14 protein-coding genes and 1 pseudogene are annotated in these 13961 nt (G+C 59.4%); 6 read left to right on the top strand and 9 right to left on the bottom strand.

Features of this window, described 5'->3' with window-relative positions; genetic code table 11:
• Nucleotides 1-39: 39 nt before the first annotated feature.
• Together ACYZT9_RS20165 and cysK are read right to left on the bottom strand one after the other, a co-directional pair.
• A complete protein-coding gene (locus ACYZT9_RS20165; RefSeq protein WP_462007101.1) occupies nucleotides 40-978 on the bottom strand; it encodes an aspartyl/asparaginyl beta-hydroxylase domain-containing protein in 939 nt (312 codons plus the stop codon).
• A gap of 230 nt (nucleotides 979-1208) precedes the next feature.
• Nucleotides 1209-2183 carry a cysteine synthase A gene (gene cysK / locus ACYZT9_RS20170; RefSeq protein WP_462007102.1) on the bottom strand — a complete coding sequence of 325 codons (975 nt, stop codon included), beginning with the start codon at nucleotides 2181-2183 and terminating at the stop codon, nucleotides 1209-1211.
• A gap of 127 nt (nucleotides 2184-2310) precedes the next feature.
• On the opposite strand from cysK, the gene ACYZT9_RS20175 reads away from it, so the two are divergent.
• From ACYZT9_RS20175 to ACYZT9_RS20185, 3 genes are all read left to right on the top strand, one after another.
• Complete coding sequence (locus ACYZT9_RS20175) at nucleotides 2311-3387, top strand: DUF748 domain-containing protein (protein WP_462007103.1); 1077 nt, start codon at nucleotides 2311-2313, stop codon at nucleotides 3385-3387.
• A gap of 338 nt (nucleotides 3388-3725) precedes the next feature.
• Nucleotides 3726-4571 carry an AAA family ATPase gene (locus ACYZT9_RS20180; RefSeq protein WP_462007104.1) on the top strand — a complete coding sequence of 282 codons (846 nt, stop codon included), beginning with the start codon at nucleotides 3726-3728 and terminating at the stop codon, nucleotides 4569-4571.
• Nucleotides 4572-4600: 29 nt separating this feature from the next.
• Nucleotides 4601-5779 (top strand): vWA domain-containing protein, encoded by a 1179-nt coding sequence (locus ACYZT9_RS20185; protein ID WP_027925858.1) that lies wholly within the window; start codon nucleotides 4601-4603, stop codon nucleotides 5777-5779.
• A gap of 119 nt (nucleotides 5780-5898) precedes the next feature.
• On the opposite strand, the gene ACYZT9_RS20190 is transcribed toward ACYZT9_RS20185, so the two are convergent.
• From ACYZT9_RS20190 to ACYZT9_RS20200, 3 genes are read right to left on the bottom strand one after another with little or no spacing between them, the layout of a single operon-like run.
• Complete coding sequence (locus tag ACYZT9_RS20190; protein ID WP_462007105.1) at nucleotides 5899-6825, bottom strand: 5-oxoprolinase subunit C family protein; 927 nt, start codon at nucleotides 6823-6825, stop codon at nucleotides 5899-5901.
• On the bottom strand, nucleotides 6822-7526 hold the full coding sequence (locus ACYZT9_RS20195; protein WP_462007106.1) for a 5-oxoprolinase subunit B family protein: 705 nt from the start codon (nucleotides 7524-7526) through the stop codon (nucleotides 6822-6824). The genes ACYZT9_RS20190 and ACYZT9_RS20195 overlap by 4 nt, the downstream gene beginning before the upstream one ends.
• Nucleotides 7523-8275 carry a 5-oxoprolinase subunit PxpA gene (locus tag ACYZT9_RS20200; RefSeq protein ID WP_462007107.1) on the bottom strand — a complete coding sequence of 251 codons (753 nt, stop codon included), beginning with the start codon at nucleotides 8273-8275 and terminating at the stop codon, nucleotides 7523-7525. The genes ACYZT9_RS20195 and ACYZT9_RS20200 overlap by 4 nt, the downstream gene beginning before the upstream one ends.
• A 56-nt stretch (nucleotides 8276-8331) precedes the next feature.
• Here ACYZT9_RS20200 and ACYZT9_RS20205 point away from each other — a divergent pair.
• Nucleotides 8332-8658, top strand: a pseudogene (locus ACYZT9_RS20205) (LysR substrate-binding domain-containing protein); the annotation flags it as partial.
• A 158-nt stretch (nucleotides 8659-8816) separates the two neighbouring features.
• Here the strand turns inward: ACYZT9_RS20205 and ACYZT9_RS20210 are convergent.
• Genes ACYZT9_RS20210 through ACYZT9_RS20220 form a run of 3 tightly spaced genes read right to left on the bottom strand, consistent with a single transcriptional unit; the run spans nucleotide 8817 to nucleotide 10675 of the window.
• Complete coding sequence (locus ACYZT9_RS20210; protein WP_017337006.1) at nucleotides 8817-9359, bottom strand: DUF2937 family protein; 543 nt, start codon at nucleotides 9357-9359, stop codon at nucleotides 8817-8819.
• 11 nt (nucleotides 9360-9370) lie between these two features.
• The gene (locus ACYZT9_RS20215; protein WP_462007108.1) at nucleotides 9371-10147 is read right to left on the bottom strand and encodes a class II glutamine amidotransferase; all 777 of its coding nucleotides are present in this window, start codon (nucleotides 10145-10147) and stop codon (nucleotides 9371-9373) included.
• A 30-nt stretch (nucleotides 10148-10177) separates the two neighbouring features.
• Nucleotides 10178-10675: an MFS transporter gene (locus tag ACYZT9_RS20220; RefSeq protein ID WP_462007109.1), complete on the bottom strand. Its 498-nt coding sequence runs from the start codon at nucleotides 10673-10675 to the stop codon at nucleotides 10178-10180.
• Between the two features lie 225 nt (nucleotides 10676-10900).
• On the opposite strand from ACYZT9_RS20220, the gene ACYZT9_RS20225 reads away from it, so the two are divergent.
• Together ACYZT9_RS20225 and ACYZT9_RS20230 are read left to right on the top strand one after the other, a co-directional pair.
• Nucleotides 10901-12955: a S9 family peptidase gene (locus ACYZT9_RS20225; RefSeq protein ID WP_462007110.1), complete on the top strand. Its 2055-nt coding sequence runs from the start codon at nucleotides 10901-10903 to the stop codon at nucleotides 12953-12955.
• A gap of 217 nt (nucleotides 12956-13172) precedes the next feature.
• Entirely contained in the window at nucleotides 13173-13646 is a 474-nt protein-coding gene (locus tag ACYZT9_RS20230; RefSeq protein ID WP_462007111.1) for a cyclic nucleotide-binding domain-containing protein, read from the top strand.
• A 10-nt stretch (nucleotides 13647-13656) separates the two neighbouring features.
• On the opposite strand, the gene ACYZT9_RS20235 is transcribed toward ACYZT9_RS20230, so the two are convergent.
• A complete protein-coding gene (locus tag ACYZT9_RS20235) occupies nucleotides 13657-13947 on the bottom strand; it encodes a hypothetical protein (RefSeq protein WP_462007112.1) in 291 nt (96 codons plus the stop codon).
• Nucleotides 13948-13961 lie beyond the last annotated feature (14 nt).

Below are 13961 nucleotides of genomic sequence, written 5' to 3' on the forward strand. Positions count from 1 at the left end.
AGGCGATCGGCGTGCGACGATGTTTTTCACCCAATTGAATCACTTAAACAACCAATACCCCAACCCCGTCAACACCACCACCGCCAGTACCGGCCGCAGCATGCGGTAAGCCTTGGGATTGCGACGCTTCCACCGTTTGACCACGCCGCTGACCTTGTCACTGGAACGCTTGCTCCAGGCGTAAGCCTTGTTGATCCCGCCAACCCGTTCATCGTCGAAGTTCTGCGGCGCCGTGGCGCGCCCCAACAGCCCGCTAATCCAGCGGTTGAGGCGGGTCATGACGCGGTTACTCAACGGTCGTTCGATATCACAGAACAGGATCATCCGACTCTTCTCGGTTTCGTTCTTCACCCAATGCACATAGGTCTCATCGAACATCACGTCTTCACCGTCACGCCAGGCGTAAACCTGACCGTCAACAAAAATGCGGCAATCATCGGAGTTCGGTGTCGACAGACCCAAGTGATAGCGCAGGGAACCGGCAAACGGATCGCGGTGCGGGTTCAGATGACTGCCGGCGGGCAGCAACGCGAACATCGCGCCTTTGACGTTGGGAATGCTGCTGACGAGCGCCACTGTTTTCGGGCACAGCGCTTCGGCCGATGACAGGGGTTTGTCGTACCACTTGAGGTAGAAACGCTTCCAGCCTTTCTTGAAGAACGAACCAAACCCGGCGTCGTTGTGTTTCTCGGCGGCGCGAATGTAACCCTCGTCGAACAGGTGCAGCGCTTCGTCGCGGATGACTTCCCAGTTGTCCTTGAGCACGTCCAGTTCCGGGAAGTTTCCACGGGCCAGGTAAGGTTTGGACGGTACGCTGGAGAACAGGTACATCAACGCGTTGTAAGGCGCGAACAGCGCCGAATGATTAACGAACTGACGCAGGACGGGCAAACGCACCTTGCCGCGCAAATGCACATAAAGGGTACTGCTTAGAAACAGCAGCAACAGTGACGCTTTCGCGGCAAAGGAAAAGGTCATCAACAACTCCTTGAGAAAAACAACTCTGCACAACGCCATTTACCCGACGTGGCAGCCGACCATAATCCAAACAACCGGCCGGGGAAAAACCCGCTAACTCGACATTCAGTGTTAAGGATTGTGCAATCAAGCAATTCTTAACACATGCATCCTGAATGGGGGCTGACCTGAATCCCGCCCCCGCCACACGTTCAAAGATCGTCCGAACGCGGCCACACTTTCGGCAGTGCCTATTGCTGATTCTCCTGCTCGGTAAACAGATCGCTGAATAGCATGCTCGACAGGTAGCGTTCGCCAGAATCGGGCAGGATCACCACGATCGTCTTGCCCTGCATTTCCGGGGTTTCCGCCAGGCGCACGGCCACGGCCATGGCAGCACCACAGGAGATACCGCACAGAATGCCTTCCTCCTGCATCAAACGCAGGGCCATGGCCTTGGATTCATCGTCGGTTACCAGCTCGACGCGGTCCACCATCGACAGGTCCAGATTCTTCGGCACAAAACCGGCGCCGATACCTTGGATCTTGTGCGGGCTCGGTTTGATCTCTTCACCGGCCATTGCTTGAGTGATTACCGGCGACACCACTGGCTCCACCGCCACCGACAGAATCGGTTTGCCCTGGGTATTCTTGATATACCGTGAAACGCCGGTAATGGTTCCGCCCGTTCCAACGCCTGCCACCAGCACATCGACCGCACCGTCGGTATCATTCCAGATTTCCGGACCGGTGGTTTTCTCGTGGATGGCCGGGTTGGCGGGGTTCTCGAACTGCGCCGGCATAAAGTAGAGGGACGGGTCACTGGCGACGATATCGGCAGCCTTTTCGATCGCGCCTTTCATGCCTTTGGCCGGCTCGGTCAGTACCAGTTCGGCGCCCAGCGCCTTGAGCACTTTGCGACGCTCAATGCTCATGGAGGCCGGCATGGTCAACATCAGCTTGTAGCCCCGTGCAGCGGCAACGAACGCCAGGCCAATGCCGGTATTGCCGGAAGTGGGCTCTACGATGGTCATGCCTGGCTTGAGTTTGCCGGTGCCTTCGGCGTCCCAGATCATGTTCGCTCCGATCCGGCACTTGACCGAATAACCAGGATTGCGCCCCTCGATCTTGGCCAGGATGGTGACGCCGCGCGGCGCGATGCGGTTGATCTGCACCAGCGGCGTATTGCCGATGGAATGGGCGTTGTCAGCAAAAATACGGCTCATGGCTGGGTCCTTATGCAGCGTTGAAATAGCCCTTCACGGTATGCCTGTTGCCCGTGGTCGTCCAGTCGGGTCGAACGTCCGCTGACCACCGCAGTCAATGGTCTTATATCGCCGGAGATTTTTCATCATGAAACGTCGATACAGCTGGCCCCTGTGGACCCTCGTAGGCCTCCTCGTGCTACTGATTACCTTGCATTTTGCACTGCCCTACATGGTGCGTGACTACCTGAACGACAAACTTGCCGACATGGGCGACTACCGTGGGCAAATCACCGATGTGGACCTGGCATTGTGGCGCGGGGCCTACAAGATCAACGGGCTGAAAATCCTCAAGGTCGATGGCAAGGTCCCGGTGCCATTCGTCAATGCGCCGCTGATCGACCTTTCTGTCAGTTGGCACTCGCTCTTGTATGACCGCGCGGTGGTGGCCAAGGTGCAGTTCTTCAACCCCGAAGTGAACTTCGTCGACGGCGGCGCCAACAAGAAAAACTCGCAGACCGGTCAGGGCACCGACTGGCGTGCGCAATTGAGCAAACTGGCCCCGATCACTCTGGACGAAGTGCGCATCTTCGACGGCAAGATCACTTTCAGGAATTTCAATTCCAAGCCTCCCGTCAACATGAACGCGACCCAGGTCAATGCCAGCATTTACAACTTGACCAACGTCGCCGACAAAGACGGCAAGCGCGACGCACACTTCGAAGGTAAAGCGCTGTTGCTGGGCCACGCGCCACTGGAAACTACCGCGATTTTCGACCCGTTGAGCAATTTCGAAGAATTCGAGTTCCGTCTGCGCGCCAGGGACATCGAGCTCAAACGCATGAACGACTTCGCCTCGGCCTATGGCAAGTTCGATTTCAATGCCGGGCACGGTGATGTGGTGATTGAAGCGAAAGCGAAAAAGGCCCAATTGACCGGCTACATCAAACCACTGCTGAAGGATGTTGACGTTTTTAACTGGCAGCAGGACGTAGAGAACAAGGACAAAGGGTTGTTCCGATCCGTATGGGAGGCCATTGTCGGCGGCTCCGAAACCGTGCTGAAAAACCAGGGCAAGAACCAGTTTGCCACTCGCGTTGAATTGAGCGGCAATGTGCACAGGAAAAATATCAGCGCGTTCGAGGCGTTTTTGCAGATCTTGCGCAATGGTTTCGTCCAGGCATTCAATGCCCGGTATGAGCGGCCGAAGCCGGAAGCCGGTTAGGGTTTGCGCAAGACGGTGTAGCGGCCGGTCTCTTCGGCCGCCCGCACCTGGTCTCGCTGCTGCAAAAAATCCCAGCCCAGACAGGCCAAGGCCAATGATCGGGGCACAGATTCACGACCACTGCTGTAGCGAGTGATGCTGCGAGCGCTGACACCCAGTGCTTCGGCCGCTTGATACTGGCCAGCCGCCGAGACTGAGTCAAGATGTGACGCCCCATTCAGGGACTGAATAAGCCGTCTGCGTTCACAGTCGACCGGGCAGCGCGTTATAGTCGGGTACTCCATTTATTCGCCCCGCCCTGCCCAGTCAGGCCGGCGTTACCGTTCGAGGATTTGCAGATGAAGTTCGAAGGCACCCAGGCCTACGTCGCCACCGATGACCTGAAGCTGGCGGTAAACGCCGCCATCACCCTGGAGCGTCCGCTGCTGGTCAAGGGCGAACCGGGCACCGGCAAGACCATGCTGGCCGAGCAACTGGCGGAGTCCTTCGGCGCCAAGCTGATTACCTGGCACATCAAGTCCACCACCAAGGCGCATCAGGGTCTGTACGAGTACGACGCGGTCAGCCGTCTGCGTGATTCGCAGCTGGGCACGGAAAAGGTCCACGACGTACGTAATTACCTGAAAAAGGGCAAGCTCTGGGAGGCTTTCGAGTCGGAAGAACGGGTGATTCTGCTGATCGACGAAATCGACAAGGCCGACATCGAGTTCCCGAACGACCTGCTGCAAGAACTCGACAAGATGGAGTTCTACGTTTACGAGATCGACGAGACCATCAAGGCCAAGAAGCGTCCGATCATCATCATTACCTCCAACAACGAAAAAGAGCTGCCGGACGCCTTCTTGCGCCGCTGCTTCTTCCACTACATCGCGTTCCCGGATCGCGCCACGCTGCAGAAGATCGTCGACGTGCACTACCCGGACATCAAGAAGGATCTGGTCAGCGAAGCGCTGGACGTGTTCTTCGACGTGCGCAAGGTGCCGGGCCTGAAGAAAAAACCATCGACCTCCGAACTGGTGGATTGGCTGAAGCTGCTGATGGCCGACAACATCGGCGAGGCCGTGCTGCGCGAACGCGATCCGACCAAGGCGATTCCGCCGCTGGCCGGAGCCTTGGTGAAGAACGAACAGGACGTGCAATTGCTTGAGCGCTTGGCGTTCATGAGCCGTCGCGGCACTCGCTAAGCTCTGATAAATAAGTAGAGGCTAACGCCATGCTGCTCAACCTGTTCAATGAAATGCGTGCAGCCAAGGTGCCCGTCTCGGTACGCGAGCTGCTGGACCTGATCAACGCGCTGAAACAGCGCGTGACCTTCGCCGACATGGACGAGTTCTATTACCTGTCCCGGGCGATTCTGGTGAAGGACGAAAAGCATTTCGACAAGTTCGACCGGGCCTTCGGTGCTTACTTCAATGGCCTGGAAAAACTCGACGACCACCTTCAGGCCTTGATTCCTGAAGACTGGTTGCGCAAGGAGTTCGAGCGCTCGCTGACCGATGAAGAGCGGGCCGCGATCCAGTCCCTTGGCGGTCTGGACAAGCTGATCGAAGAGTTCAAGAAACGCCTCGAAGAACAAAAAGAACGCCACGCTGGCGGCAACAAGTGGATCGGCACAGGTGGCACCAGTCCGTTCGGGTCAGGCGGTTTCAACCCGGAAGGCATTCGGGTCGGCGATGCCGGCAAACGGCAGGGCAAGGCGGTCAAGGTCTGGGATCAGCGCGAGTACAAGAACCTCGACGACTCGGTGGAACTGGGCACGCGCAACATCAAGGTTGCCCTGCGTCGTCTGCGCAAATTCGCCCGTCAGGGTGCGGCGGAAGAGCTCGACATCGATGGCACCATCGACCACACCGCTAAAGATGCCGGGTTGCTGAACATCCAGATGCGGCCGGAGCGGCGCAACACCGTCAAGCTGTTGCTGCTGTTCGATATTGGCGGCTCGATGGACGCCCACGTGAAGATCTGCGAGGAATTGTTCTCGGCCTGCAAGACCGAGTTCAAGCATCTTGAGTACTTTTACTTCCACAACTTTATTTATGAATCGGTGTGGAAGAACAACATGCGTCGCACCTCCGAGCGCACCTCGACCCAGGACTTGCTGCACAAATACGGCGCCGACTACAAAGTGATCTTCATCGGCGACGCCGCGATGGCGCCTTACGAAATCACCCAGGCCGGCGGCAGCGTCGAGCACTGGAACGAAGAAGCCGGTTACGTGTGGATGCAGCGGTTCAAAGAGAAGTACAAGAAGCTCATCTGGATTAATCCGTATCCGAAAGACACCTGGGGCTATACATCGTCGACCAATATCGTGCGGGATCTGATTGATGACCAGATGTACCCGCTGACGTTGCGGGGGCTGGAGGAAGGGATGCGGTTCTTGTCCAAATAATCTTCATTGCCTATTCGGGCGCCATCGCGAGCAAGCTCGCTCCCACAGGGGTTTGTGTCGTTCACAAAATGTGTAAGCAACACCGATCCAATGTGGGAGCGGGCTTGCTCGCGAAGCTTTTAGCAATTTATGAAGCGTCGTAGATACTCGACCTGCTCCCGATGGGCGACATCCTGCACCACCGGCCGCAACCGCACCGTCGCCCCCGGCAGATACTGCGCCAGCCGCGTCACCGCCAACGGCGTCAACGCGCCCAATCGCGGATATCCACCAATGGTCTGCCGATCATTGAGCAACACAATCGGCTGCCCATCCGGCGGTACCTGCACCGCGCCCAGTGGAATGCCCTCGGAAATCATCGGTTTTCCCTGGTACGCCAACGCTGTTCCCAGCAAGCGAATACCCATCCGGTCGGCGCGACTGTCGAGGGTCCAGTCGCTATTGAACGCGTCGAACAGACTCTGGCCGCTAAACTCCCCGATCTGCGCGCCGATCACCAGATCCAGAGGTGAATCCAATTTGAAGTCAGGTACTTGTTCGAGAGGCAACTCGCGCACCAATAGGGGCGCATCAGCCGAGTAGCTGAGCGATGCGCCTTTGGCCAACGCCCGGCCCATGCCGTCCAGCCCACCCAGCTCTTCACGCACCACCGTCGCACGGCTGCACAACACCTCTGGCGCATCAAACCCGTCCGGCGCCGCGAGATAAGCCCGCGCCCCCAGCAGCGGCTGAGTAAACTGCAAACGCTGACCTTTGCGCAGCTTGAAACTGCGCCACGGCACCAGCACCTGTCCGTCCAACCGAGCGCCAAGGTCTGCCCCGGCCAGCGCCAGCAAGCAATCGTCCTCAGCCACCACGGTAAACCCGCCGAGGGTGATTTCGATCACTGCTGCGTCCAGCGCATTACCCAGCAGCCAGTTGGCCCAGGACATCGATCGCCAATCCAGTGCGCCGCCCTGAGTGACACCCAGATGACGCACGCCAAAACGACCAGCGTCCTGCAACAGGCACAGCGGTGTGCTGGCTTCAATCGATAGCCGGCTCATGCCTGCGCCTCCAATGGCGTGTCGTCACCGCCCAGATTGATGAACTCGGCATGGCTGACCGCTTCAAAACGCACGGTGTCGCCCGGTTGCATAAGGCTGTAGCCGTCGCGTTCGCGGTCGAACAATTTGGCCGGGGTGCGGCCGATCAGGTTCCAGCCGCCGGGCGACGCCACCGGATAAGCAGCGGTTTGCCGTTCGGCGATCCCCACACTGCCTGCCGCGACTTTTTTGCGAGGTGTATTCAGGCGCGGTGCAGCGAGTACTTCTTCGACCAACCCCATAAAGGCAAACCCCGGCGCGAAACCCAAGGCGAACACCTGATACTCACGTTCACTGTGGCGACGGATCACCTCCTCCACTGCAAACCCGCTGCGCTGAGACAACAGGCTCAACTCCGGACCGACGCTCAGGTCATACCAGACCGGCAGCACATGACATTTGCCTGCGGCACGGGCGTTGGGCGACAGATCAATCAGCGCTTCGGCGATCAATTCCCGCGCCTGCGCCGGACTCAACGCGATCAGATCGTAATGCACCATCAACGTCGTGTACGACGGCACCAGGTCAATCAGATGCGCACCGAACGCAGCACGCACATTTTCGCTGGCGGCGAGCATCCACGGCATGTTGGCTTCGGCGATCTCGTCGAACAGCCGCACCATCAGGCAATCCAGCGCTACCACCTCCACCCTCGGTTTCATGGTGCGCTCTGCTGATCGAGGGCTTCGCGGATCCGCCGCACCGCGGCCACCGAACTGGCGTTGTCGCCGTGCACGCAAAGGGTGTTGGCCTGTAAGTGCAAGGCGCTACCGTCGCTGGCGGTGAGGTCGTCGCCACGGGCAATGGTCAGGGCCTGCTCGATGATTTTTTCCGGATCGTGATGCACCGCGCCCGGCAGTTGTCGCGAGACCAACATGCCGGCGCTGTCGTACGCGCGATCGGCGAAGGCTTCGAACCACAGCGTCACGCCGTACTCATCACCTAATTGCTGCGCTGCGCTGTTGTCGCGGGTCGCCATCAGCATCAACGGTAACGTCCGGTCATAAGACGCCACGGCTTGCAGGACGGCGCGCAATTGCGCCGGGTTGGCCATCATTTCGTTGTACATCGCGCCGTGGGGTTTGACGTAGCTGACGCGCCCGCCCTGGGCCCGGCAGAGGCCGTCGAGGGCGCCGATCTGGTAGTGCAGAATGTCCTGAAGTTCCTGGGCGGTATACGCCATGGAACGACGGCCGAACCCCACCAGATCCTGATACGCCGGATGGGCACCGATCTGCACGCCGTTGCTCAGGGCCAGGCTGACGGTCTTGCGCATGATGCTCGGGTCGCCGGCGTGGAAGCCGCAGGCGATGTTGGCGCAATCGATGAAGGGCATGACCTCGGCGTCCAGACCCATGGTCCAGTTGCCGAAACTCTCGCCGATGTCGCAGTTCAATAGCAGGCGGCTCACGGTGAACACTCCTGTAGGCGTTACTTTTCCAGCTCTGGGCTAATGCTCGCAGATTATCAGTTACTGGGTGTAAAGCTACGGGCTTCCAGTTCCTTGCCACGGGTTTCCGGCAGGCTCAACGCGTGAACTCGGTGTCAGCAATTACCCGGTTGTTGCGGGACGGTTTCGGTATTGGTGCGTTGCCACCGGTGCTGGTGGCCGAGGAACTGGCGCGGGGGGAACTGACCTTGCTGGCCATCGAGCAACGGCCACCGGATTTGCAGGTGGTGGTGTCGTGGCGGACCGGGGTGGAATGGGTAGAGGAGATTGTGGCGTTGTGTCAGCAGGTGCTGGTGGGGTATGCGCGCAAGGTGGGTGAGCGCTACATCGTTTTGGCAGACTGACCCGACTCTGTGGCGAGGGAGCTTGCTCCCGCTGGGCTGCGAAGCATCCCCAAAACGGAAACTCTCAGTGTGTCAGGTAAACCGCGGCTACAGGATCTACGACTGCTGCGCAGCCGAGCGGGAGCAAGCTCCCTCGCCACAAAAGCTCATTGCCACAGTTAGAGCCCGCGCAAATCCCGCTCTTCAATCGGCCGGCTCTGGCGCAGACGCTTGCCGCCCAGCACCACCCAGTCGATCAGCCGGAACAGGCATTCAATCCCGAACGACAACAGCAACGCACCGCTCATACCCCAGATCATTGCTTCCGGCGTCAGCAGGATCTGGTAGCTGTAGCCGTTCCAGGTTTCCTTGCGGATATCCGGGTCGGCGGCCAGTACCACCTGCAGGAAGCGGATGTACCACGGGCCTTGCATGGCCTGAAATTGTTTATCGAGGGCCAGTTGACGGGTGAGCAGGTTGCTCAGGCTGTCGGCATCGCTGCGAAAGATCGGGTCTTCGCTGGCGCGGTAATGGGCGACCAGGGCCTGCATGTCACCCTTGAAGAATTGATTGGCGGTGCCCTGAAAACCGCTCAAGCCGGTCTGCGCCTCAATCAGGTGCGCTTCGACCCGCTTGGCGTAGTCATTGATAAATCCCGGCACCTGAACGCCGATCAACAGGCCCGCCGCGAACAACACCAGCCGTAGATAACTGAGCAACATCGGGAGAATCCTTATTCGGTCTTGCCTTGGCTGACGCATTCACCGCGTCGCCAGAGGCTCCATTGGCCCGGTTCGTAGCGGGTCCAGGTTTCGTTTTCGGTGAGGGGTTCGGTGGCGATGACCGTGACCACGTCGTTGGGCGTGGTTTCGGCCTGGAAGTCGACGATCACATCGACATCCTTCAAGCGCGCCGGGCCGAACGGTGCACGACGGGTAATCTGCGCCAGTTTGGTCGAGCAATAACAGAACAGCCAATCGCCATCGCTGAGCAGGCAATTGAATACACCTTTGCTACGGTATTCGGCGCACGCGGCCACCAGATCCGGCAACAGTTCTTCTATTTCTACCGGTTCCGGGAACGCTGCGCGTACGCGGTTGAGCAAATCGCAGAATGCCGCTTCGCTGTCGGTATCGCCAACCGGGCGGTAAAAGCTTTTGATTGGTTGAAAATCCGCAAGCTGGCCGTTGTGGGCGAAACACCAGTTGCGCCCCCACAGTTCACGAACGAACGGATGGGTATTGGACAGGCTGACCTTGCCAACGTTGGCCTGACGGATGTGCCCGATCACCACTTCGCTCTTGATCGGGTAACGCTGCACCAGGTTCGCGACTTCCGACTCACAGCTGGCCGCCGGGTCCTGGAACAACCGCAGTCCACGGCCTTCATAGAACGCGATGCCCCAACCGTCACGGTGCGGACCGGTGCGGCCGCCGCGCTGCATCAGCCCGGTGAAGCTGAACACGATATCGGTCGGGACATTGGCGCTCATGCCCAATAACTCACACATGCTCGGACTCTCTGTAAGGCAGGGGCAAGGTTACAAACGCGGTTCGACCCGCATACGCTGAGGGTTGCTCGGGACCGGCGGACGACCATAACGGTCATCACCGGCACCGCCGAAGGGATGATCGTCTTCAGGATCGTCGGCCCGGGCCGCTGCCTTGGCAGCCGCCGTGCGTTCCTTGCGAGCGTTGGCGGCGCGTTCGATTGGGAAACGGATCGCGACGAACACCAGATAAATGCCGAAGACGATCATGCCGTACATGAACAGGTCGGAGACGGCCCGCCAGGCGTTGTTGCCCACTTTGAACGCGAGGTCCAGCGCGGTGATGGCGATGGCCGGCGCGATCTTTTCCTTCACTGGATCAATGATCGTCGGACTGAACAACAATACAGCGACCAGCAGCCGCAACGGCTCCCGAAGCCAGCGCCACACCCAGCGGGTCATGCGCATCCACACCAACAGGCAGCCTAAAGCGGCAAAGGCGTAAAGGCCCCAAGCGATCAGATAGTCGTTCTCGGTCATGGTGTCCATGGCAAGGCAGGCAAAGAGGCGCTTATAGTAACGACTTTTCGCACGTCAGGCTTGCCCATGTGGAAGCGGGCTTGCTCGCGAAAGCGGTCTGTCAGTCAACAGAGATGTTGAATATGCCGCCACCTTCGCGAGCAAGCCCGCTCCCACAGAGGTCTGTGTAAGGCATCAGGATTTTTCTTGCCCCCTGCGAAACCCTCTATTCCGTACATTGTTCGAGAGCCCTTCATGCCCGTATCCGCCAACATCACCAGCGCCCCGATTGCCCGCAAGGCTGAAGGTTCTGACCCGTATGCCTGGCTGCAGGAACGCGACACCGACGCGGTGCTCGATTACCTCAAGGCTGAAAACCGCTATCAAGAGGCGCAAACCGCCGATCAGGCCGGGCTGCGCGCAACCCTGTTCGAAGAGATCAAGGGGCGAATTCTCGAAACCGACCTGTCGCTACCCTCCCCGTGGGGCCCGTATCTGTATTACACGCGCACCACCGCCGGTGACGAATACGCCCGTCACTACCGCTGCCCGCGCCCGGTCGACGACAGCCTGCGACTCGACGAAAGCCAGGAACAGCTGCTGCTGGACCCGAACGAACTGGCAAAAGGCGGCTTCTTTTCCCTCGGCGCGTTCAGCATCAGCCCGGATCACCAGCGCCTGGCCTACAGCATCGACTCCACCGGCGATGAGATTTACACGCTGTTCGTGAAGGAATTATCCAGCGGGCGCGTCAGCGAACTGGAATTCGCCGACTGCGACGGCAGCATGACCTGGGCCAACGACAGCCTGACGCTGTTCTTCGGCGAACTGGACGACACTCACCGCCCGCACAAACTGTTCCGCTATCGGCTGGACGGCACCGCCGCCGAAGAAGTGTTCCATGAGCCGGATGGCCGCTTCTTCATGCATTGCTACCGCTCGAGTTCGGAACAGCAATTGCTGCTGGCCCTGGGCAGCAAGACCACCAGCGAAGTCTGGGTGCTCGATGCGTTCCAGCCGCAACAGGCGTTTACCTGCATCGCGCCAAGGATCGAAGACCATGAGTACGACGTCGATCACGGCGCACTGGATGGCCAATGGACCTGGTTCATTCGCACCAACCGCGACGGCATCAACTTTGCCTTGTACACCGCCGTCGATACCGGCGTTGCGCCGACCGAAGCCGACTGGCAGAACCTGATTCCCCACAGCGATACCACGATGCTCGACGGCATGAGCCTTAACGCCGGGGCCATGACCCTCAGCCTGCGGGTCGGCGGCTTGCCCATCATCGAAGTCCACCCGCAAGACCTGCCGAGCTACCGCGTGCAATTGCCGGACGCGGCTTACAGCCTGCATGTGCAAAACAGCCTGGAGTTCGTCAGTGACCGGATTCGTTTGCGTTACGAAGCGTTGAACCGTCCGGCGCAGATCCGCCAACTGGACCTGATCAGCGGCGAACAGAAAGTATTGAAGGAAACCCCGGTGCTCGGCCCGTTCGACGCCGATGCCTACGTCAGCCAGCGCCTTTGGGCGACAGCACCTGACGGTACGCAAGTGCCCATCAGCCTTGTCGTCAAACGCGAAGCCCTCGGTAAGCCAACGCCACTTTATCTGTACGGCTACGGCGCGTACGGCGAAAGCCTCGACCCGTGGTTCTCCCACGCGCGCTTGAGTCTGCTGGATCGTGGCGTGGCGTTTGCCATCGCGCACGTGCGTGGCGGCGGTGAACTGGGTGAAGCCTGGTATCGAGCCGGCAAACAGGCTCACAAGCACAACACCTTCAGCGACTTCATCGCCTGCGCCGAGCACCTGATTGCCAACGGCTTCACCACTTCAACGCAACTGGCGATCAGTGGCGGCAGTGCTGGCGGCTTGTTGATTGGCGCGGTGCTCAACAAGCGTCCGGAGTTGTTCGGTGCGGCGATTGCCGAAGTGCCGTTCGTCGACGTGTTGAACACCATGCTCGACCCTGACCTGCCTCTGACCGTCACGGAATACGACGAGTGGGGCAATCCTGAAGAGCCGGACGTTTATGATCGGATCAAGGCCTACGCCCCGTACGAAAACGTCACCGCGCAAGCGTATCCGGCAACACTGGTGATCGCCGGCTACAACGACAGCCGTGTGCAGTATTGGGAAGCGGCGAAGTGGGTGGCGAAGTTGCGCGCGACCAAAACCGACAACAATCCGCTGCTGCTCAAGACTGAACTGGGTGCCGGGCATGGCGGGATGAGTGGTCGATATCAAGGATTGCGTGACGTAGCTCTCGAATACGCATTTGTTTTCAAGGTTTGGGGCATTGCCTGAGGAACTTGGCCTGGCGTTCAGGTCTTAAACCCAGACGCCGGGCTCAATACAACACACACCTCCTGTGGGAGCGAGCTTGCTCGCGATAGCGTTGGCACATTCAACATCAGTATCGAATGTGATGACCTCATCGCGAGCAAGCTCGCTCCCACAGGGTATTAACTGTGAGTCCAAAGGCCGGGATCAGCAACAAACCACAACAAAAGACCGTGACGACATGTCAGAACCGACCCTGTTGAACAACGAAATCCGCGACTGGCTGATGGACTGCGGCCTGTTCGATCAACTGCTGCCGGCGGACTTCGCTGCCGCCTCCGGCTACTTCAGCATCAGCACGGTGGTCGAAGGCGAAGAAATCTTCCACGAGGGCGATGCCGGCAGCTTCATGTGCATCATTCACACCGGCCAGGTCGCGGTGCAGAAAACTAACGGCGACGGGCAACTGGTCACAATGGCCACGCTGCGCAGCGGTCGGGCGTTCGGCGAAATGGCCGTGCTCGATGGCGAACGACGTTCCGCCAGTTGCGTGGCGGCGAGCAATTGCCAGTTGCTGAACCTGGGCAAGGATTCGCTGGAAAAGATGCTCAACGACGCGCCGAAAATCGCCGCCAAGATCATTCGCGCCCTGGCCGTATCCCTGTCCAAACGCTTGCGCATGGCCGACGGTCAACTGCTTTCACAGCAGGTTTAACCGCACTGGTTTAACCGCCCGGGGACTTGATCTTCGTGCTGTTCTGCTCAAGGCCTGGCAAGGGCTGGTCCCTGGGCGGGCTGGGCACTTCGATCGGCGGCAGCAGCGGCGGCCCACCACTGCCAGCGCCAGCCCTGGGCACGCTGCTTGGGGTGATCTGCGGATACGGCGTCGGCGTCGCGGTGCCGGGCGAACCGGGCAGCGGCGCCGGGCTGGTCGGAATCGTTTGCAGCTCCTGGGCCTGCCCTGCAGTTATCGAGAGCGCGGCCAAGGCAATGACCGTTAGAATGGTGCGCTTCATCAATGGCTCCGTTG

This window comes from Pseudomonas sp. ZT5P21, from assembly GCF_054897785.1.